17 protein-coding genes and 1 tRNA gene are annotated in these 16,893 nt (G+C 43.8%); 6 read left to right on the top strand and 12 right to left on the bottom strand.

What is annotated here, in order from left to right:
• Positions 1 to 15 precede the first annotated feature (15 nt).
• The 3 genes from FE394_RS08045 to tesA all read right to left on the bottom strand — a co-directional run bounded on the left by FE394_RS08045 (position 16) and on the right by tesA (position 2,459).
• Positions 16 to 894, bottom strand: a complete 879-nt coding sequence (locus FE394_RS08045; RefSeq protein ID WP_319925870.1) for a co-chaperone YbbN — start codon at positions 892 to 894, stop codon at positions 16 to 18.
• 86 nt (positions 895 to 980) lie between these two features.
• Positions 981 to 1,760: an SDR family oxidoreductase gene (locus FE394_RS08050; RefSeq protein WP_319925871.1), complete on the bottom strand. Its 780-nt coding sequence runs from the start codon at positions 1,758 to 1,760 to the stop codon at positions 981 to 983.
• Positions 1,761 to 1,826: 66 nt separating this feature from the next.
• Positions 1,827 to 2,459 carry a multifunctional acyl-CoA thioesterase I/protease I/lysophospholipase L1 gene (gene tesA, locus FE394_RS08055; protein WP_319925896.1) on the bottom strand — a complete coding sequence of 211 codons (633 nt, stop codon included), beginning with the start codon at positions 2,457 to 2,459 and terminating at the stop codon, positions 1,827 to 1,829.
• Here tesA and ybbA point away from each other — a divergent pair.
• Both ybbA and ybbP read left to right on the top strand, forming a co-directional pair.
• Positions 2,430 to 3,116, top strand: a complete 687-nt coding sequence (gene ybbA / locus FE394_RS08060; protein WP_319925872.1) for a putative ABC transporter ATP-binding protein YbbA — start codon at positions 2,430 to 2,432, stop codon at positions 3,114 to 3,116. The two genes, tesA and ybbA, sit on opposite strands and share 30 nt — an antisense overlap.
• Entirely contained in the window at positions 3,113 to 5,545 is a 2,433-nt protein-coding gene (gene ybbP / locus FE394_RS08065) for a putative ABC transporter permease subunit YbbP (RefSeq protein WP_319925873.1), read from the top strand. Before ybbA ends, ybbP begins: the two co-directional genes overlap by 4 nt.
• An 89-nt stretch (positions 5,546 to 5,634) precedes the next feature.
• Here ybbP and FE394_RS08070 read toward each other — a convergent pair whose 3' ends face one another.
• Positions 5,635 to 6,912, bottom strand: a complete 1,278-nt coding sequence (locus FE394_RS08070; RefSeq protein ID WP_319925874.1) for an MFS transporter — start codon at positions 6,910 to 6,912, stop codon at positions 5,635 to 5,637.
• A 54-nt stretch (positions 6,913 to 6,966) separates the two neighbouring features.
• On the bottom strand, positions 6,967 to 7,779 hold the full coding sequence (locus tag FE394_RS08075; RefSeq protein WP_319925875.1) for an outer membrane protein OmpK: 813 nt from the start codon (positions 7,777 to 7,779) through the stop codon (positions 6,967 to 6,969).
• Positions 7,780 to 8,140: 361 nt separating this feature from the next.
• Between FE394_RS08075 and FE394_RS08080 the strand changes: the two genes are divergently transcribed.
• Positions 8,141 to 8,752: a riboflavin synthase subunit alpha gene (locus FE394_RS08080; RefSeq protein WP_319925876.1), complete on the top strand. Its 612-nt coding sequence runs from the start codon at positions 8,141 to 8,143 to the stop codon at positions 8,750 to 8,752.
• A 71-nt stretch (positions 8,753 to 8,823) separates the two neighbouring features.
• Here the strand turns inward: FE394_RS08080 and purK are convergent, their stop codons facing one another.
• The 4 genes from purK to ppiB all read right to left on the bottom strand — a co-directional run bounded on the left by purK (position 8,824) and on the right by ppiB (position 11,840).
• On the bottom strand, positions 8,824 to 9,891 hold the full coding sequence (purK, locus tag FE394_RS08085; RefSeq protein WP_319925877.1) for a 5-(carboxyamino)imidazole ribonucleotide synthase: 1,068 nt from the start codon (positions 9,889 to 9,891) through the stop codon (positions 8,824 to 8,826).
• Positions 9,888 to 10,442: a 5-(carboxyamino)imidazole ribonucleotide mutase gene (purE, locus tag FE394_RS08090; RefSeq protein WP_319925878.1), complete on the bottom strand. Its 555-nt coding sequence runs from the start codon at positions 10,440 to 10,442 to the stop codon at positions 9,888 to 9,890. Before purE ends, purK begins: the two co-directional genes overlap by 4 nt.
• A 145-nt stretch (positions 10,443 to 10,587) precedes the next feature.
• Positions 10,588 to 11,310: a UDP-2,3-diacylglucosamine diphosphatase gene (lpxH, locus tag FE394_RS08095; protein WP_319925879.1), complete on the bottom strand. Its 723-nt coding sequence runs from the start codon at positions 11,308 to 11,310 to the stop codon at positions 10,588 to 10,590.
• Between the two features lie 35 nt (positions 11,311 to 11,345).
• Positions 11,346 to 11,840, bottom strand: coding sequence for a peptidylprolyl isomerase B (ppiB, locus tag FE394_RS08100; RefSeq protein ID WP_319925880.1), 495 nt, complete (start codon positions 11,838 to 11,840; stop codon positions 11,346 to 11,348).
• A 301-nt stretch (positions 11,841 to 12,141) separates the two neighbouring features.
• On the opposite strand from ppiB, the gene cysS reads away from it, so the two are divergent.
• The gene (gene cysS / locus FE394_RS08105; RefSeq protein WP_319925881.1) at positions 12,142 to 13,524 is read left to right on the top strand and encodes a cysteine--tRNA ligase; all 1,383 of its coding nucleotides are present in this window, start codon (positions 12,142 to 12,144) and stop codon (positions 13,522 to 13,524) included.
• A gap of 136 nt (positions 13,525 to 13,660) precedes the next feature.
• Here the strand turns inward: cysS and sra are convergent, their stop codons facing one another.
• From sra to folD, 3 genes are all read right to left on the bottom strand, one after another.
• The gene (gene sra / locus FE394_RS08110; RefSeq protein ID WP_319925882.1) at positions 13,661 to 13,897 is read right to left on the bottom strand and encodes a stationary-phase-induced ribosome-associated protein; all 237 of its coding nucleotides are present in this window, start codon (positions 13,895 to 13,897) and stop codon (positions 13,661 to 13,663) included.
• Between the two features lie 210 nt (positions 13,898 to 14,107).
• Positions 14,108 to 14,320: a ribosome-associated protein YbcJ gene (gene ybcJ, locus FE394_RS08115; RefSeq protein ID WP_319925883.1), complete on the bottom strand. Its 213-nt coding sequence runs from the start codon at positions 14,318 to 14,320 to the stop codon at positions 14,108 to 14,110.
• Entirely contained in the window at positions 14,320 to 15,195 is an 876-nt protein-coding gene (gene folD, locus FE394_RS08120; RefSeq protein ID WP_319925884.1) for a bifunctional methylenetetrahydrofolate dehydrogenase/methenyltetrahydrofolate cyclohydrolase FolD, read from the bottom strand. The genes ybcJ and folD overlap by 1 nt, the downstream gene beginning before the upstream one ends.
• Before the next feature lie 190 nt (positions 15,196 to 15,385).
• On the opposite strand from folD, the gene FE394_RS08125 reads away from it, so the two are divergent.
• Together FE394_RS08125 and FE394_RS08130 are read left to right on the top strand one after the other, a co-directional pair.
• Positions 15,386 to 15,462: transfer RNA gene (locus FE394_RS08125), tRNA-Arg, on the top strand.
• A gap of 165 nt (positions 15,463 to 15,627) precedes the next feature.
• Complete coding sequence (locus FE394_RS08130) at positions 15,628 to 16,842, top strand: tyrosine-type recombinase/integrase (RefSeq protein WP_319925885.1); 1,215 nt, start codon at positions 15,628 to 15,630, stop codon at positions 16,840 to 16,842.
• The last annotated feature ends 51 nt before the right edge of the window (positions 16,843 to 16,893 follow it).

Here is a 16,893-nt window from a genome sequence, read left to right on the forward strand (position 1 = left end):
ATAAGAGTTTTTTACTTAATAGAGCAAAGAGTATACATGACGACGGTATTTAGATGCTAGAGTATCACCCGTATCGAGAGCAGAAATAATATCCATCATGGTCTTTTTCACTGCTCCATCGGCAGCCGCCAGATCTTTTCTCAGAAAGCTAAACAGTAATTCAAGCGCTTCTTCATTACGACCGACTTCGTGTAATTTGGAAGCAAGTTGAACAGCCAATTCTGCATTTTCTGGTTGAGATGCCAGATCTTGTTGAAGTTGCCTAATTTCAGGTGAATCAGCCGCTTCTTGCTGGGATTTTATATACTCCAGTAACTCATGATAACGTTCGTCTTGCGCTTCTAATGGCAGGGTATCCAATATATTTTGGGCGTCTTCAAGATGATTGAGCGAAAGATTAACTTGAGCCAACAGCAATGCGATATCCGTATCTTGTGGATTTTCCTTATGGATTTCTTTCAATAAAGGTAAGGCTTCTTTATTGTTGCCTTCGGCAAGTAAATCATTCACTTGCTCTAACGGGGATTTTTCTTCTTGGATGAGAAGCTGAGAAAAAATTTTTCGGATGGTTTCATCTGTTTGAATGCCTTCAAATCCCTGCACAGGACGAGCTTCTTTTACAAACAGCACTGTCGGTAAGCCACGAACACCAAATTGTGCGGCAAGATGAGATAATTGGTCACAGTTGACTTTAGCCAGAACAAATTGCCCTGCATACTCATGTGCAATTTTCTCAAGTGTCGTTTCCAGTTCATGGCAATGCAGATTCTGTGCTGAACTGAAGTAGAATACGACGAGTTGAGTCAGTGAGAGCTGAACGACTTCTGCAATATTCGATTCATTAATATCAATAAGATAGGCGGTATTACTGTTTGTATTCGCTGTTAGATCCATGGTTTTTCTCTCCGGGTCGTTTTAAGGAAATTACATGAAAGGCAATTACATGAATAGATAAGGCACATCTATGAGTTTTTCAATGTTTATCGACTTTGCCAGCACACGATTTTATCGAGCCATTTTTCGGGGAGTATACGACGCATTACTTTCACTGCGTGAGTCAATAATGTCACAGAATAACGTAATTTAGGATTGGGGCTTTCCAGAGCGTGAATCAGTTTTGATACAACATCTTCAGGCATAAGGGTGAAATGACGGACAATGCTTGAGTTCTCTACAGGTTGATCCTGCTGGGTCTGATTCACATTTTCTGTAAAACGCGTATTAATTGGGCCGGGTTCTATCAGGCTGACTTTGATACCCGTGTTTGCCAGTTCTCCCCGCAAAGCATCTGACCACGCTTCGAGAGCATATTTACTGGCTGCATATGCACCACGTCTCGGTGTTGAGAGTAATCCCATAACAGAGCTGGTCTGGACAATTCGTCCTGCGCCATAAGCGCGTATTGCCGGCAACAGCAGGCAGGTCAGTTGATGAGTTCCAAAGAAATTCGTGGAAAACTGTTTTTCCATCTGCTCGCGGGAAATACTTTCCAATGACCCATAAATGGCAAATCCCCCATTATTGAATAATCCGAACAGACGGCCTTCAGTTAATTCGATCACTGTCTTAGCGGCGCGTTCCACATTTGCTTGATCGTCCAAATCCAATTGGATGGGTTCGAATCCCAACTCACGCATATGCAATAAATCAGCGGGCTTACGGCAAGCTGCGAGTATACGGTAACCACGTTGATGAAGTGCCTTGGCCGCAGCCAACCCGATCCCACTAGAACACCCAGTAATAAGAACCGCTTTTTGCATAACTTTACCTGTTTATCTGCATCAATTTATGGAAATAAATGATTTACTATTAAGAAATACTTTTACTTAAGGATGATTGATGTATGCCGATAGTTTATTCGACATCCAATCAGCAATAAAGGGCTGCGCGGATTGATTCGGATGCAGCCCGTCATCCTGCATCCATTCCGGTTTGATAGCAACGTGCTCCATGAAAAATGGCAGCAAAGGAATTTGGTTGCGTTCAGACAGAACAGGATACATTTTTGCAAAGGATTCCGTATAGCGTTTCCCGTAATTTGGAGAGATTCTGATCTGCATTAACAAAGGTTGTGCTCCGGCTTGTTTAATCAAACTGATGCCTTGTTGCAAATCTTGTTCTATGTTTTGAATGGGAAAACCACGCAATCCATCATTAGCACCAAGCTCTACCAAAACCCACTTGGGATTGTGCTGCTTTAATAACTCAGGCAGACGTTCAAGCCCTTGTGTGGCGGTATTGGCACTAATACTGCCATTGACAATAGCTGTTTTTTTGCCGGCTTGTTGCCACTGTTTTGCCATCAGAGCAGGCCAGGATTGCTCAACAGGCAGGCGATATCCTGCACTGAGGCTATCACCCAATATAAGCAGAGTATCCGCTGCTGTTGCTCTGGCACTGCATAGCACTAACAACAAAAGGAAAAATACATGGCTGTAGAAAATATTCTTGAAGTTCATCATCTCACTAAACATGTTGGTCAAGGGGAACAGGTAATTAATATATTGCAAGGTGTTGAGCTGGTTGTCGAGTCAGCGCAGACAATTGCATTAATTGGTGAGTCAGGATCAGGGAAATCAACGCTGTTGGGGATTATTGCAGGATTGGATGATGGCAATGCGGGAAATGTTCATTTGTTGGGACAAAATATCAGCCGAATGAACGAAGAGCAGCGGGCACAGTTGCGGGCAGAAAATGTCGGTTTTGTATTTCAGTCGTTTATGTTGATCCCTACCTTAAATGCATTGGAGAACGTTCAGCTTCCGGCATTGTTGCGTGGCGAACCGGAGAACCAAAGCCGTCAGCAGGCCATTGAGTTACTTGAACAGTTGGGATTGGGAAAGCGTCTGAAACATATGCCAGCCCAACTTTCGGGTGGGGAACAGCAGCGGGTCGCTTTGGCCCGGGCATTCTGTACCCGCCCAAAAATCCTGTTTGCTGATGAACCAACGGGTAATCTTGATCGCCAGACAGGGGAACGCATCGCAGATTTACTCTTTTCACTCAATCATGATTATGCCACTACACTGATTTTAGTGACTCATGACAGCCAACTTGCGGCCCGTTGCCAGCGTCGTTTGCGTTTGGTCGATGGAAAATTGAGGGAAGAAGCATGATTTGGCGCTGGTTTTGGCGTGAATGGCGCACACCATCTCTCCTGATTGTTTGGTTGTCCCTGACATTGGCGGTGGCTTGTGTACTGTCCTTAGGGCGGATTAGTGATCGCATCGATCAGAGCGTGCATTATCAAAGCCGTGATTTTTTGGCGGGAGATCTGGTTTTAAGGGCTTCGTATCCTGTTGATGAAACCTGGCTTAAAAGGGCGCAGGAACAAGGTCTGATGTTAAGCCGTCAAATCTCATTTTCGACCATGACCTATGCGGGTGATATTCCGCAACTGGCGGATGTGAAAGCGACAGATAATCACTATCCGTTGTATGGCGAGCTGGAAACCAACCCACAAAAATTAAAACCAGAACAAGGCACAGTGCTGGTTGCTCCTCGTCTCCTGAGATTGTTGGAGGTTAAGGTTGGCGATAATCTTGATGTGGGAGATACCACGTTGAGGATCAGCGGAGAATTATTGCAAGAGCCGGATAGTGGATTTAGTCCATTTCAGATATCGCCCCGAATTTTAATCAACATTGGTGATGCTGAAGCAACAGGTGCAATCCAACCGGGCAGCCGTTTAACTTACCGCTATATGTTCTCTGGCCCTCCGGATGTGATCCAATCGTTCCAGCAATTTGTTGACCCGCAATTAAAAGCCGATCAACGTTGGCTGACGCTGGAACAAGACAATAGCCTATTGTCACAATCCATTGAACGTGCGCAGCAATTTCTACTGTTATCGGCTTTGTTGACACTGTTGCTTGCTGTGGCAGCCATGGCGGTTTCAATGAGCCATTATTGCCGTAGCCGACATAATCTGATTGCTATCCTGAAAACACTGGGTGCCGGCCGTTGGGCTTTGCGGCAATGGATTATCGGACAATGGTTGGTCATATTGCTTGCGGCCATAGTGGTTGGCTCTATTTTAGGTTTAATTTTTGAATCTGCACTGATTCGCATTCTGGCAGGAATGTTGCCCAAAATGTTACCCGCAGCGGGGATGTGGCCTTGGGTATGGTCCATTGGCGCATTGTTGGGAATAACTCTGCTGGTGGGTATCCGTCCTTATCATCAATTAATGGCGACGCAGCCTTCCCGGGTATTAAGAAGTGACGTAACTGCCGCGATTTGGCCATTGCGTTATTATCTGCCTGTGGTGGTATTGATTGTGACGGGAGGATTGGTATTACTGGCAGGTACTAAGCCTCTGTTATGGTCATTGTTGGCAGGCGTTCCGATTATCGCTCTGCTATTGGCGCTATTGGGATGGGGCGGTTTATGGTTGCTGAGACGAGTGACATTCCGCCAGTTAAGTTTGCGTTTGGCAGTTAATCGATTGATGTGTCGTCCATTCCAGACCGTGACACAGCTGGCGGCATTTTCGCTGTCATTCATGTTATTGGCCTTGCTTGTCATGGCAAGGGGCGATTTATTGAGTCGCTGGCAGCAGCAATTACCGCCTGATAGCCCGAATTATTTCCTGATTAACATCGCTCAGCCACAAGTCACCCAACTTAATGAGTTACTGGCTAAGTACCAAGTGAAACCTACTGAATTTTATCCGGTGATTCTCGCGCGTTTGACTGAGGTGAATGGACAATCGGCCATTGAATGGGCTGATGCAAAGCACCCCAATAGTACAACAGTGCGTCGTGAACTGAATTTAACATGGAAATCAGAGCTGCCGCCTTTTAACACTGTTATCAAGGGAACATGGCCGCCGAAGCCGAATGAAGTTTCCATGGAACAGAGCGTCGCTGAGCGCTTGCAAATTAACGTGGGTGATCAGCTAACATTCACAGGTGATACCCGAACATTCCATACCACTGTAAGCAGTATCCGCAAGGTGGATTGGGAAAGTGTGAATCCGAATTTTATTTTTATCTTCGCCAAAGAGACGTTGGAAAATCAGCCGGGGATGTGGCTGACCAGCTTTCATTATGAAGGTGACGGGAAGTTGCTGACGGAGATTAATCGTCATTTCCCGACCATTAGCATGTTGGATATCGGTTCGATAATCAGACAGGCACAAAGTATTTTACAGCAAGTCAGCAAGGCGCTGGAAATTATGGTTGTCTTGGTCATGATTTGCGGCGCATTGCTTCTACTGGCACAAATTCAGGTAGGAATGAATCAGCGTCAGCTTGAATTAGTGGTATACCGCACATTGGGCGCGAGTAAGAAACTATTGCGTCGCACATTGTGGAGTGAGTTTGCACTGCTTGGCTTTATGGCAGGTTTAGCAGCGGCATTTGGTGCGGAAGTTGCACTTTGGTTATTGCAGACACAGGTCTTTGATTTCCCATGGCAACCGCAATGGCAGATGTGGATTTTGCTTCCCATTATCAGTAGCCTGCTGCTTTCATTATGTGGTAGTTGGTTAGGCATTCGGTTATTACGGAACCAAGGACAGTACCGACGTTTGCCGGAGTAAAATCAGAAAAATAGTTTGCAATGGGGAGGCATTGAACCGAAGTCTCCCCATTTATTTCCTTGTGTGAATTGTCTCAGTTTATTTACCCGCTATTCAGTAAATTGAGTGCCTTTTTCTGACTGTTTTCTCAGTTTCTGAACGGGTGGTTTCATCATCAACGTCACGACAATAACAACAAATACCGGAATAATAATGATTAAAAATGCTGAAGTAAAAGTGCCTGAATAATCTTTGATGACACCGGTAAAAAAAGGAGCCAGACAAGCCAGGGTAGAGATCAGATTCATGATCGAAAACAGTTCCAGATAAGGTTTTCGGCCAAAATAATTAGCCAGCAATACACTGGAAGCGAGAAAAGTTACGCCATATCCCATCCCGACACACACAGCGAATGCAATCAAGAATGGCCATGAAGAGGCGATACTTAGTGCAATCAAGCCAAGAATGATAATAGTCAGGCTGCCAATCAGTAATTTCTTCGGATCAACCCATTCGCCTATTGCGCCACCCGCTAATCGGGAAAAGGCATTGATAAAGGCCATCGAGCTTAATAATCCTGCGGCGATAGCTTCACTGAAACCATTTTCGATCACATGGGCAACGGCAAAACTATTGACCGTAATACCACACCATAAAAATGCAGTGTAACTTGCTGAAATCACATAAAATTGCCATGTCCGCAATGCTTGATGCACAGTCCAGTGCTGCTTAGTGCGATAAATACTGAGAGTATCCTGATTATTATGTTTTTGGTTCACCGCCTTGGCATGGGCGACTTCCCGTTTTCCTTCCTGAAGAGTAATAATTGTCAGGATAACGAAAATGGTAAGCACAATCGCGGAGATCATCCAGTGCATCCGCCATGTGCCCCAGACACGGGTTGCCAGAAAATAGATCCATGGGCCAATCACACCGCCTAATCCACCAATCGTAAAATAGAAGCCAAAGGCAAGAGATTGTTTTTCATATAAACGTGAAATGACATAAGTGCCCGGTACTGTAGCCAAAAAGGTAAAACCAATACCGATCAAAGCCGTACCGATAAAATACGATGAAATAGCGTGAGTGTTATAAAGATTATAGAAACCAGCCAAAAAAATCAGCAGGCCAACAGACAGAGTAAAGCGAACACCAACTTTGCGAATGAACACCGTTGGCAGAAAACTGGATAACCCGCAAGTCAGGCCAAGCAGCGTGAACCCTAAACCAGCATTAGTCCAGCTCCAGCCCAGCTCATTAATCATACTGGGTAGGACAACGCCCAATGACGTAAAGGTTGTTGCTGTGGATAAAAAATAGACCATGCCTAAAAGTATCAGCAAAAACCACTGATAAGTACGCCCGAATTTGTCGTGTTGAATGGACATTGTGACCCCATCAAGGATATAAACCATTAAAAACGGCACTATTTTAAGTGCTTATTAGAAAAAGCTGTATCGAATAAACACTCCATAGCTAAATTGATTTGTGCGGAAGTCAGGCGTATTTTTGATTTTGTACTTATTTTTGCCAAGATTCACAACAACCCCTGTCCACAGATGGCCTGATTGATACCCTAATTGTTTCCCTAAGTCATAATGCAACTCAGGCTTGAACTCGATCATCTCAGGATTATCGCGTCGCCCCAGAGTGTAATCGAAAGTTCCCACGATGCGAAAATCTCCATATTGATTATTGAAAGGAATACCATAATCAATATGGAGACGCTGATCGTTCCAGTTTCCTTTGGCATTGTTTTCAAAATAAAAGATAGTGCGCAGCCAACTGAAATTGTCCACTTGCCAATCAAGGCTGACTCCGGGGAAATAGTCATATTTTACGTTTTTGGTCTTGGCAATCCACTGAGCAAACAGGACATCTTTCAATGGGCCGTAAGAAAGGTCGTATCCTGTGATTTTGCTGGCACTGAGTCTTGGCACAAATTTATAGTAATAGGTGCTTTTATCGCCTTTATAGTCATGTTGCAGCGAATTTTGCCAAATGCTGTAGACATACATATCGCCGATTTTGTAATCCCCAAACGCTTCTACAATGGGGGAGAGGTTTTTTTTCGGATCAACTTTATTTTCGGACTGAAAGTACAGGCTGGTATCAATGGATTGAAAATTGACGAAATCCTCTGCCTGAACAGGCGTTGAGAAAAGAAAAAATAAGGGAATGGCAGATAGATTGACAATTGTTGTTGAGGCTGACCTTACAGTATTGCTGGCTTCCTGTTTCCTTGGCAATGGCACTTAGTATCTCCTGGTGATTTTGTGGAGGATTAACTGTAAAGCAGCCACATTTATTGAATTGTGATCTTATGTCAAATAATTATTGTGGATTTTTTATGATTTCTCAGATTACTTTAGTCGATAGGCAATTATTTTGTTTTTTCTTTGCTTTCAAAATGTGCTGATTTTAATACCAGCACATTTTGATATAGAATTTATTTTTTAAAATATAAGTCCATATTTTTTTGTTTTTAAATCATTTTTAAAAAATAGCTTGAAGGTGTTAATTTTGTTTTAATCTCTCGATAAGTAAATGTTATCACTCTAGTTTAAAATAAATAGGGTTAAAATTTTATTAAATTGAATTTTGAGGTGAATTATTATGTATACAGGTATTGTACAAGGTAAAGAGAAAGTATTATCACTTAATAAAAATAATGGTTTTAGTACATTAATAGTCAGCAATCAAAATCATTTTTTTGATGATGTCACGGTCGGTGCCAGTGTTGCTATTGATGGCACATGCCTGACTGCCACCCAATTTAATGGGGATAGAGTTTATTTTGATATCTCCGATTTCACTGCTGATAACACAACATTAAAGTTTCTCTCCGTTGGAGATGAAGTCAATGTTGAACGTTCACACCAGATGAATAAGGAAAACGGGGGACATAGTCTTTATGGGCATGTAGAAGGAATGGCTGAAGTCGTCGAATTTACTGCAACCGGTGAAACGTATCGGTTAGTTATCCGAATCCCTCAAGACAACATTAACTATTTTTTCCTGAAAGGTTTTATTGGTCTTCATGGTTGTAGCTTAACCATTAATGACATTGATGAAGAAAACAAGACAATTGCTTTAAACCTGATCCCCGAAACATTAAGGATGACTAATCTCAGCAAAATTAAGGTCGGCAATTTCCTCAATTATGAGATAGATCAAATGACGAGAACGATTGTGGATACTTTTTCCAGAACATTATCAAAAAAATAAACATTATTTCTATGTCCAAAACTGTAAGCGGTAAGCATATTTTTATGCATTACCGCTCCTCAGGGATTTTTTCAACTTAACTTACTTTGTGCCCATTCAAGTCCACTTTGGTACTCTTCAGGTAATAATGGAATCAATCTTTGTAAAGTTGTTTTTAATAGATCACGATCAGAATGAACCAGATTCAGGTGTCCTACCTTACGCACTGAGCGAACTTCCTTTTCGTACCAATGTAAATGAACCAGTGGCAGGCTGAGCCATGCAGGATTTATTTCTGTACCGATCAGATTGATCATCACGGATGCTGCAAATATTTCCGGCTGAGGCATGGGGAGATCCAGAATCGCCCGTAAGTGAAGTTCAAACTGACTGATCGAAGCACCATTTTGTGTCCAGTGACCGCTATTGTGAACTCTCGGTGCCAGCTCATTGATCAGCAGATCGTCACCAACGATAAAACATTCCATCGCCATCACACCGACATAGCTTAGGTGATCCATGATGGTAGACAGCATTTTTTCTGCTTGTTGCTGTAATTTATTATCTGCATTGGGGAAAGCAACACTGGTACGCAAAATGCCTTCCTGATGAAGATTATGAGTCAGTGTATAAAATACCGATTCACCCTGAGCATTACGGGCACCAACGAGTGAAACTTCTCCCGTAAACGGGATGCCTTGCTCGACGATACACTCGCCATAAATTTCAGGTGGCAACTCAGCTTCATCACCTGGCCGGATTCGCCATTGTCCACGTCCATCGTAGCCGCCCGTTCGACGTTTAACGATGATAAAATCACCTAACTCTGCAAACAGTTGTGGCCATTGGCTGACATCGGACAGCAATTTCCACGGCGCTGTTGCCAAACCTAATGTGTCCATTAACTGTTTTTGTGGTAAGCGATCGGCTAGCTGCGGGAAAATATCACGATTGATAAACGCCTTGTGATGCGCTAACTCGCGAGTTAATGCGGTTTCGGGCCAACGTTCAATTTCTGCGGTGATAACACTGCTCTGATAAGGGACAGCTTCCGGCTCTGCATCCAATCCAACGGGATAAACAGCAATTCCCAACGGTTCACCTGCCTGACGGAGCATCCGACCCAATTGACCATTGCCCAATACGCAAACAGGCTTCATGCATCCTCCCGTGGGTCCGGATTATCCAAAACGTCCCGTGTTTGTGCATAGCGCCAGTCTGACAGACGTTGAAACAGAGCGTAATCATGCAAAGCCAACACTTGAGCGGCTAACAATGCGGCGTTGGCTGCTCCGGCTTTACCGATAGCCAGTGTACCTACAGGAATGCCCTTTGGCATTTGAACGATAGAATAGAGGCTATCAACACCACTGAGAGCTGCACTTTGTACGGGAACGCCAAACACAGGTACTAAAGTTTTGGCTGCTAACATGCCCGGTAAATGTGCTGCACCACCCGCACCAGCGATAATCACATTAAAACCACGCTCTTTGGCTTGCTCGGCGAAGTGAAAAAGTTTATCAGGTGTTCGGTGCGCCGAAACAATTTCAACATGGAAAGGAATAGCAAGAGAAGTCAGAATATCGGCTGCATGTTGCATCGTCGCCCAGTCACTTTTTGATCCCATGACAATGGCGATTTTAGCGTGATGATGTGTTTTTACTGCTGTTATGGAAGTAATAGTTGCTTCGGGATCAGGGCTAGCCGTCATAAATCAGATGCTCCTGTATTGAGAGTCTACCAGAACAAAGATGATGTTTAAGATGGCGGATCATATCACGCGAATTGCACAAGGAAAACGTTTGCGTTGATTGATTTGTCGATTTTTCCGAAAAATCCAAAATAGTTAATTGAACTCAGAAGGGGAAAGATATCAACTCAATGGATGTTTCTGTTACTTTGAACATCGAACCTTTCTCATGCCATGCACCTAATACGCCCCGATGTACGATTTTATCGCCAACTTGAATTTCATGGATCGCCGGACGATGGGTATGCCCGTGAATTATCCAATCAACCTGATACTTTTTGAAGTGTTCGATAACTGCTGGTTGATTGACATCCATAATTGTTTCAGATTTCTGGTTGTTTGCGTATTGGCTACCTGCGCGCATTCTGGCTGCGATTTTCAAACGGGCAAATAAAGGAAGAAGAAAAAACAACCGTTGGATCCATGGAGTATGAACTCGCTTACGATACTGTTGGTAACCGATATCATCGGTGCATAGCGTATCGCCATGTAAGATCAAAATGCGTTTACTGTATAACTCCAGCACTTTTTCTTGTGGCAGCAGGATTATTCCACTTTCTCTGGCAAAGCGGGAGCCAAGCAGGAAATCACGGTTACCATGAATGAAATAACAGGGAATACCTTTTTGTTTCAGTTCATTAAGGGCCTGAGCGATGGTGGTATGCAGCGGATTGGGATCATCATCACCAATCCAATAGTCAAAAAAATCACCCAGAATATAAAGGCTTTCAGCCTGAATCGCATCTTCACGTAAAAAACGCAGAAAACCGGCAGTAATTGCCGGTTCTTGCTCACTGAGATGCAAATCTGCAATAAACAGCGTACTCATGTAATGATTAACTACTCTCTAGTCTTCAGCAGTAATTATGCGCTGACAGTAACGCGTTCAATGATCACATCTTCGCGTGGTACATCCTGGTGCATACCGCTGCGGCCTGTGGAAACACTTTTGATTTTATCAACGACATCCATGCCTTCAACGACTTCGGCGAATACACAATAACCCCATCCGTCCGGACGTTCTGAACGGAAATTCAGGAAATCGTTATCAACAACGTTAACGAAGAATTGGCCAGTTGCAGAATGTGGGTCATTAGTACGTGCCATTGCAAGAGTGCCACGGCTGTTTTTCAGACCATTATTAGCTTCGTTCTTGATAGGATCTTTAGTTGTTTTCTGCTTCATGCCTGGCTCAAAGCCACCGCCTTGAATCATGAAGCCATTGATAACACGGTGAAAAATTGTGTTGTCATAAAAACCTTCAGAGCAGTAATTTAAGAAATTCTCGACAGTTACAGGCGCTTTATCAGCAAAGGTATTGATTACGATATCGCCAAAGTTGGTGTGGAAAGTCACCATAATAGAAATCCTAATAATAGTTTTGGTTAACCCTGTATTTAGGAAGGGTCGGAAAAACGTTGTTATATCATATCTGAGATTTTGAGTCAGTACTCAGCAACCGTATCTGGCAAGGTTGGTTTACGGTACTTGCAAAGCATTGCATATCAAGGTGAAATACTTTATTGGATTTCTTTACGTCCTTGAAAGACGGCAGGCATATATTCTAGTTTATTTATATCGCTGATGAAGAAGCCTATAATCAGCAAATTCATTTGACTTTAATTACACGTACATCAATTTCTAACGGGAAAACCCACTGATGCTAAAAATTTTCAATACCCTCAGCCGCCAAAAAGAAGAATTTAAGCCGATTCATGAAGGAAAAGTGGGCATGTACGTGTGTGGCATTACCATTTATGATTTGTGTCATATTGGTCACGGCAGAACATTTGTTGCATTTGATGTGATTGCCCGTTACCTGCGTTATCTGGGATACGATCTGACATATGTTCGTAACGTGACTGACGTGGATGACAAAATCATCAAACGTGCAACTGAAAATAATGAGAGCTGTGACGACTTGACCACACGTATGTTAGCAGAAATGCACAGCGATTTTGATGCACTGAATATCCTGCGTCCGGATTCAGAGCCACGAGCAACACAACATATCATTGAAATCATTGAAATCACTGAAGAACTGATCAAACGTGGATATGCGTATGTTGCAGCCAATGGCGATGTGATGTTCTCCATCGACAGTAACCCTGATTACGGCCTGCTTTCCCGTCAGGATTTGGAACAATTGCAGGCAGGTGCCCGTGTTGAAGTGGCGGATGTAAAACGCAATCCAATGGATTTTGTATTATGGAAAATGTCCAAGCCGGGTGAGCCGAGCTGGGAATCTCCGTGGGGGGCAGGTCGTCCGGGTTGGCATATTGAATGCTCTGCCATGAATGGCAAGGCGCTTGGCCATCATTTTGATATTCATGGCGGTGGTTCTGATTTGATGTTCCCGCATCATGAAAATGAGATTGCACAATCAACTTGTGCCCATGATGGCCCTTACGTCAATTATTGGATGCATTCAGGTATGGTCATGATAGATAAAGAGAAGATGTCAAAATCATTGAACAACTTCTTTACCATCCGTGATGTGCTGGAGTATTACGATGCTGAGACCGTGCGTTACTTCTTGCTGTCTGGTCACTATCGCAGCCAGCTGAATTACACGGAAGAAAATCTGAAACAGGCGCGTACTTCCCTTGAGCGTTTATATACGGCTCTGCGTGGCACGGATAAATCCACCCAGCCTGCGGGGGGAGAAGCTTTTGAAGCTCGTTTTACTGAAGCGATGAACGACGATTTCAATACACCGGAAGCATATTCAGTCCTGTTTGATATGGTTCGTGAAATCAACCGGCTGAAAGCAGAAGACATAGATGCGGCGAATGGTTTAGCGGCTGAACTGCGTAAACTGGCGGGTGTTCTTGGACTTTTGGAACAAGATCCAGAACATTTCTTGCATGGTAGTGTTCAGGCGGACGACGACGTGGCTAAAATTGAAGCGCTAATCAAACAGCGTAACGACGCCCGTAAAAACAAAGAGTGGGCATTGGCAGATGCGGCGCGGGATCAATTAAATGAAATGGGTATCGAACTGGAAGATGGCCCACAGGGAACTACATGGCGTCGTAAATAATCGATTTTTGACTCATTGAATATTATAGAAGTATCTCAGAACCGCCCCTTATGTGGGCGGTTCAGTTTTTATCGCGTTTGCGTTTTTACAGAGACATTTTAGTTGTAATACGTAGACGGAATAAAAACAGACAAATTTATCGATGACTATTCAGATACTCGGGATAGAAATTATTTCCCGCATGATAGGTGACTTTTTCAGAAACAGCATCTCGTTTCATGGCAATAAAAGAAGCATTGCTCAGGTGCTCTGGTACTTGATGAGTGTTATCAGCGGAAGCAAGATTAAGAAGAGAAACTGTCACTCTACGTTTAGAGTTACTTAACTTATAAGACAAACCCAACAACCTTCTTGCAGCTCTATTACTTAACATAATTAACCCCGTTTCAGTTGTACGTAAGTTTCTCAGTATAGCAACTTATTAGAAAACCAAAACATGGCAGGGTGATTGTTTAGTCAGGATTGAGCCGGGGTCACATTTTATTTAATAAACGAAAAACTGTACCTTATGGTACTAAATCATCTGGGTACAGTTTTTCTTAAAGATATTAAAAGATATTAATTGTGGTGAGACATCACTGCATTACGCGTCAACGCGAACAGATTCACCATTAAAGCTGACAACTTTACCGGCAGTAATCTTGCAGCGTTTGCGGGTTTCGGGTTGGTCGTCAATCTGCACCAAACCTTCTGCAATCACAGCCTTCGCCGCAGCACCACTCTCGCTCCACCCTTGAAACTTCAGCAAATCACACAGTTCGACATAAGGGTGACCATCTAAATTAAAAATTTCCATCAATAACCTTCAGTTGTATCTACATCATGATATTCCTCGCATGCCTGCAAGGTATTTTGAATTAATGTCGCAACCGTCATCGGGCCGACGCCACCCGGCACAGGAGAAATCCAACTTGCGCGCTCAGATGCGTTATCGAAATCCACATCCCCAATGACTTTGCCATTTTCCAGTCGATTGATGCCAACATCAATCACAATCGCACCGGGCTTAATCCATTCGCCGGGAATAAAGTTAGGCTTACCGACAGCCACGACCAATAAATCAGCTTGTTCAACATGCTGACGCAAATCCTTGGTAAAGCGATGCGTTACCGTAGTTGTGCAACCCGCCAACAACAGTTCAAGGCTCATTGGACGGCCAACAATATTAGAAGCGCCAATAATAACCGCATTTAGTCCATAAGTATTGATATTACAGCGCTCAAGCATCGTTACGATACCACGGGGAGTACAAGGGCGTAATTTTGGGGCACGTTGGCACAGACGACCGATATTATAAGGATGGAAACCATCCACATCCTTATCGGGATGGATACGTTCCAGTACTTTGACATTATCAATGCCGGCAGGTAAGGGAAGTTGAACTAAAATACCATCAATTTCTGGGTCGGTATTCAGGTTATCTATCAGGGAGAGTAATTCGGCTTCGCTGGTGGTATCAGGCAGGTCATAAGAGCGGGACATAAAACCGACTTCTTCACAGGCGCGACGTTTACTTGCGACATAAATCTGAGAAGCGGGATTTTCTCCCACTAAAACGACGGCAAGACCTGGAGCGCGTTTTCCCGTAGCAACACGTTGTCTGACTTTTTCTGCAACTTCGCTTCTGATTGTCTGCGCAATCGTTTTCCCATCAATAATTTTTGCTGACATGTATTTAAGATTCCATCATCAATTATAGGAATAAGCGCTATTTTGTCAGAACATGAACCGCCTGTCAGTTTTATTGATAATCATAAAATGCACATATGAGCGAAAATGCCATTGACTCATTTCATTATGCCCGTATAATCCGGTGCTACATCAAAGCATTAACGATGTTGCTTATTCCGCATACCATAATGCGCCCTTAGCTCAGTTGGATAGAGCAACGGCCTTCTAAGCCGTAGGTCACAGGTTCGAATCCTGTAGGGCGTACCATCTATTCATATCTCAACGTCTTCCAAAGTCCATAAAACCTCAGTAAATACGCATTGTTAGCCTTTTTTCGTTCTCCTGTCGTCCAGTCGGGTAGGTTGAAATCCACGATCTTATGGGGGTATATTTAGGGGTACGTTCAGGTTCAATGAAGTGAGATACCCCCAGATGAAGCTAACAGCCCGACAGGTGGACACTGCAAAGCCGAAAGAAAAACCTTATAAACTTGCAGATGGTGGCGGACTATATCTATTGGTAAACCCTAATGGCGCTCGCTATTGGCGGTTGAAGTACCGGCTCGCAGGTAAAGAAAAATTACTCGCATTAGGGGTATACCCTGATATCTCCCTCGCAGAAGCAAGAACCAAGAGAAACGAAGCCCGGCGGACGCTATCGGATGGCAATGATCCGATAGAGGAAAAGAACGCTGAAAAGGTAGCCAAAGCGTTTACAGCCAGCAATAATTTTGAATCCATCGCCATTGAGTGGCACGAGCATAAACGTTCCAACTGGTCAAAAGGGTATGCCGAAGACATTCTGGAATATCTGAAAAAAGACATCTTCCCGTATATTGGTAAACGTGCTGTTACCGAGATTAAACCCGCCGAAATGTTGGCTGTTCTCCGAAAAATGGAGCAACGCGGTGTTTTGGATAAATTGAAAAAAACCAGACAGGCCTGTCGGCAAATTTTCACCTATGCCGTGATTACCGGGCGGGCAGAGTTCAACCCCGTTACCGATCTTGCCAGCGCACTTAAAGCACCGAAGCAAAAACACTTCCCACACCTTTTAGCCGACCAAATGAATGAATTCCTCATCGCCTTGGCGGGCTATACCGGAAGCGAAGTGACTCAGTCCGCGACACGTTTACTGATGCTTACTGGTGTGCGTACCATCGAATTAAGAGAATCAGAATGGACTGAATTCGATTTCGATAAGGATATCTGGCAGATACCTGCTGAGCGAATGAAAATGCGCCGCCCTCACATCGTCCCGCTATCCAATCAGGTTAAAGCCATTCTTATCAAACTTCACTCTATTACAGGGCGTGGGAAATACGTTTTCCCCGGACGTAATGATGCAGGGAAACCGATGAGCGAGGCCGCTATTAATCAGGTACTTAAACGTATTGGTTATGATGGTAGGGCAACAGGACACGGATTCCGCCATACCATGAGTACTATCCTGCATGAACAAGGTTACAACACCGCATGGATTGAAACACAGCTTGCTCATGTGGATAAGAACAGCATCCGGGGAACCTATAACCACGCCCAATATCTGGAGGGGCGCAGGGAAATGCTGCAATGGTATGCAGACCATATGGAGATGCTGGAACGCGGTGAAAATGTGCTAATTGGAAAATTTGGCAAAAGGGCATAAAGAGGCGGTGATTTTTCACACACCTGTGCCTGGGGCACAAGAGCCTGTTTT

The sequence above is a fragment of the Xenorhabdus littoralis genome, assembly GCF_033949345.1.
Taxonomy (GTDB): domain Bacteria; phylum Pseudomonadota; class Gammaproteobacteria; order Enterobacterales; family Enterobacteriaceae; genus Xenorhabdus; species Xenorhabdus littoralis.

Coding starts and splice junctions, on each gene's coding strand:
- FE394_RS08070 (WP_319925874.1), bottom strand. CDS start 6,912: ATGTCCATTCAACACGACAAATTCGGGCGTACTTATCAGTGGTTTTTG.
- tesA (WP_319925896.1), bottom strand. CDS start 2,459: ATGAACTTCAAGAATATTTTCTACAGCCATGTATTTTTCCTTTTGTTG.
- cysS (WP_319925881.1), top strand. CDS start 12,142: ATGCTAAAAATTTTCAATACCCTCAGCCGCCAAAAAGAAGAATTTAAG.
- ybcJ (WP_319925883.1), bottom strand. CDS start 14,320: ATGGAAATTTTTAATTTAGATGGTCACCCTTATGTCGAACTGTGTGAT.
- ppiB (WP_319925880.1), bottom strand. CDS start 11,840: ATGGTGACTTTCCACACCAACTTTGGCGATATCGTAATCAATACCTTT.
- FE394_RS08045 (WP_319925870.1), bottom strand. CDS start 894: ATGGATCTAACAGCGAATACAAACAGTAATACCGCCTATCTTATTGAT.
- FE394_RS08130 (WP_319925885.1), top strand. CDS start 15,628: ATGAAGCTAACAGCCCGACAGGTGGACACTGCAAAGCCGAAAGAAAAA.
- FE394_RS08050 (WP_319925871.1), bottom strand. CDS start 1,760: ATGCAAAAAGCGGTTCTTATTACTGGGTGTTCTAGTGGGATCGGGTTG.
- purK (WP_319925877.1), bottom strand. CDS start 9,891: ATGAAGCCTGTTTGCGTATTGGGCAATGGTCAATTGGGTCGGATGCTC.
- FE394_RS08080 (WP_319925876.1), top strand. CDS start 8,141: ATGTATACAGGTATTGTACAAGGTAAAGAGAAAGTATTATCACTTAAT.
- lpxH (WP_319925879.1), bottom strand. CDS start 11,310: ATGAGTACGCTGTTTATTGCAGATTTGCATCTCAGTGAGCAAGAACCG.
- sra (WP_319925882.1), bottom strand. CDS start 13,897: ATGTTAAGTAATAGAGCTGCAAGAAGGTTGTTGGGTTTGTCTTATAAG.
- purE (WP_319925878.1), bottom strand. CDS start 10,442: ATGACGGCTAGCCCTGATCCCGAAGCAACTATTACTTCCATAACAGCA.
- ybbP (WP_319925873.1), top strand. CDS start 3,113: ATGATTTGGCGCTGGTTTTGGCGTGAATGGCGCACACCATCTCTCCTG.
- ybbA (WP_319925872.1), top strand. CDS start 2,430: ATGGCTGTAGAAAATATTCTTGAAGTTCATCATCTCACTAAACATGTT.
- folD (WP_319925884.1), bottom strand. CDS start 15,195: ATGTCAGCAAAAATTATTGATGGGAAAACGATTGCGCAGACAATCAGA.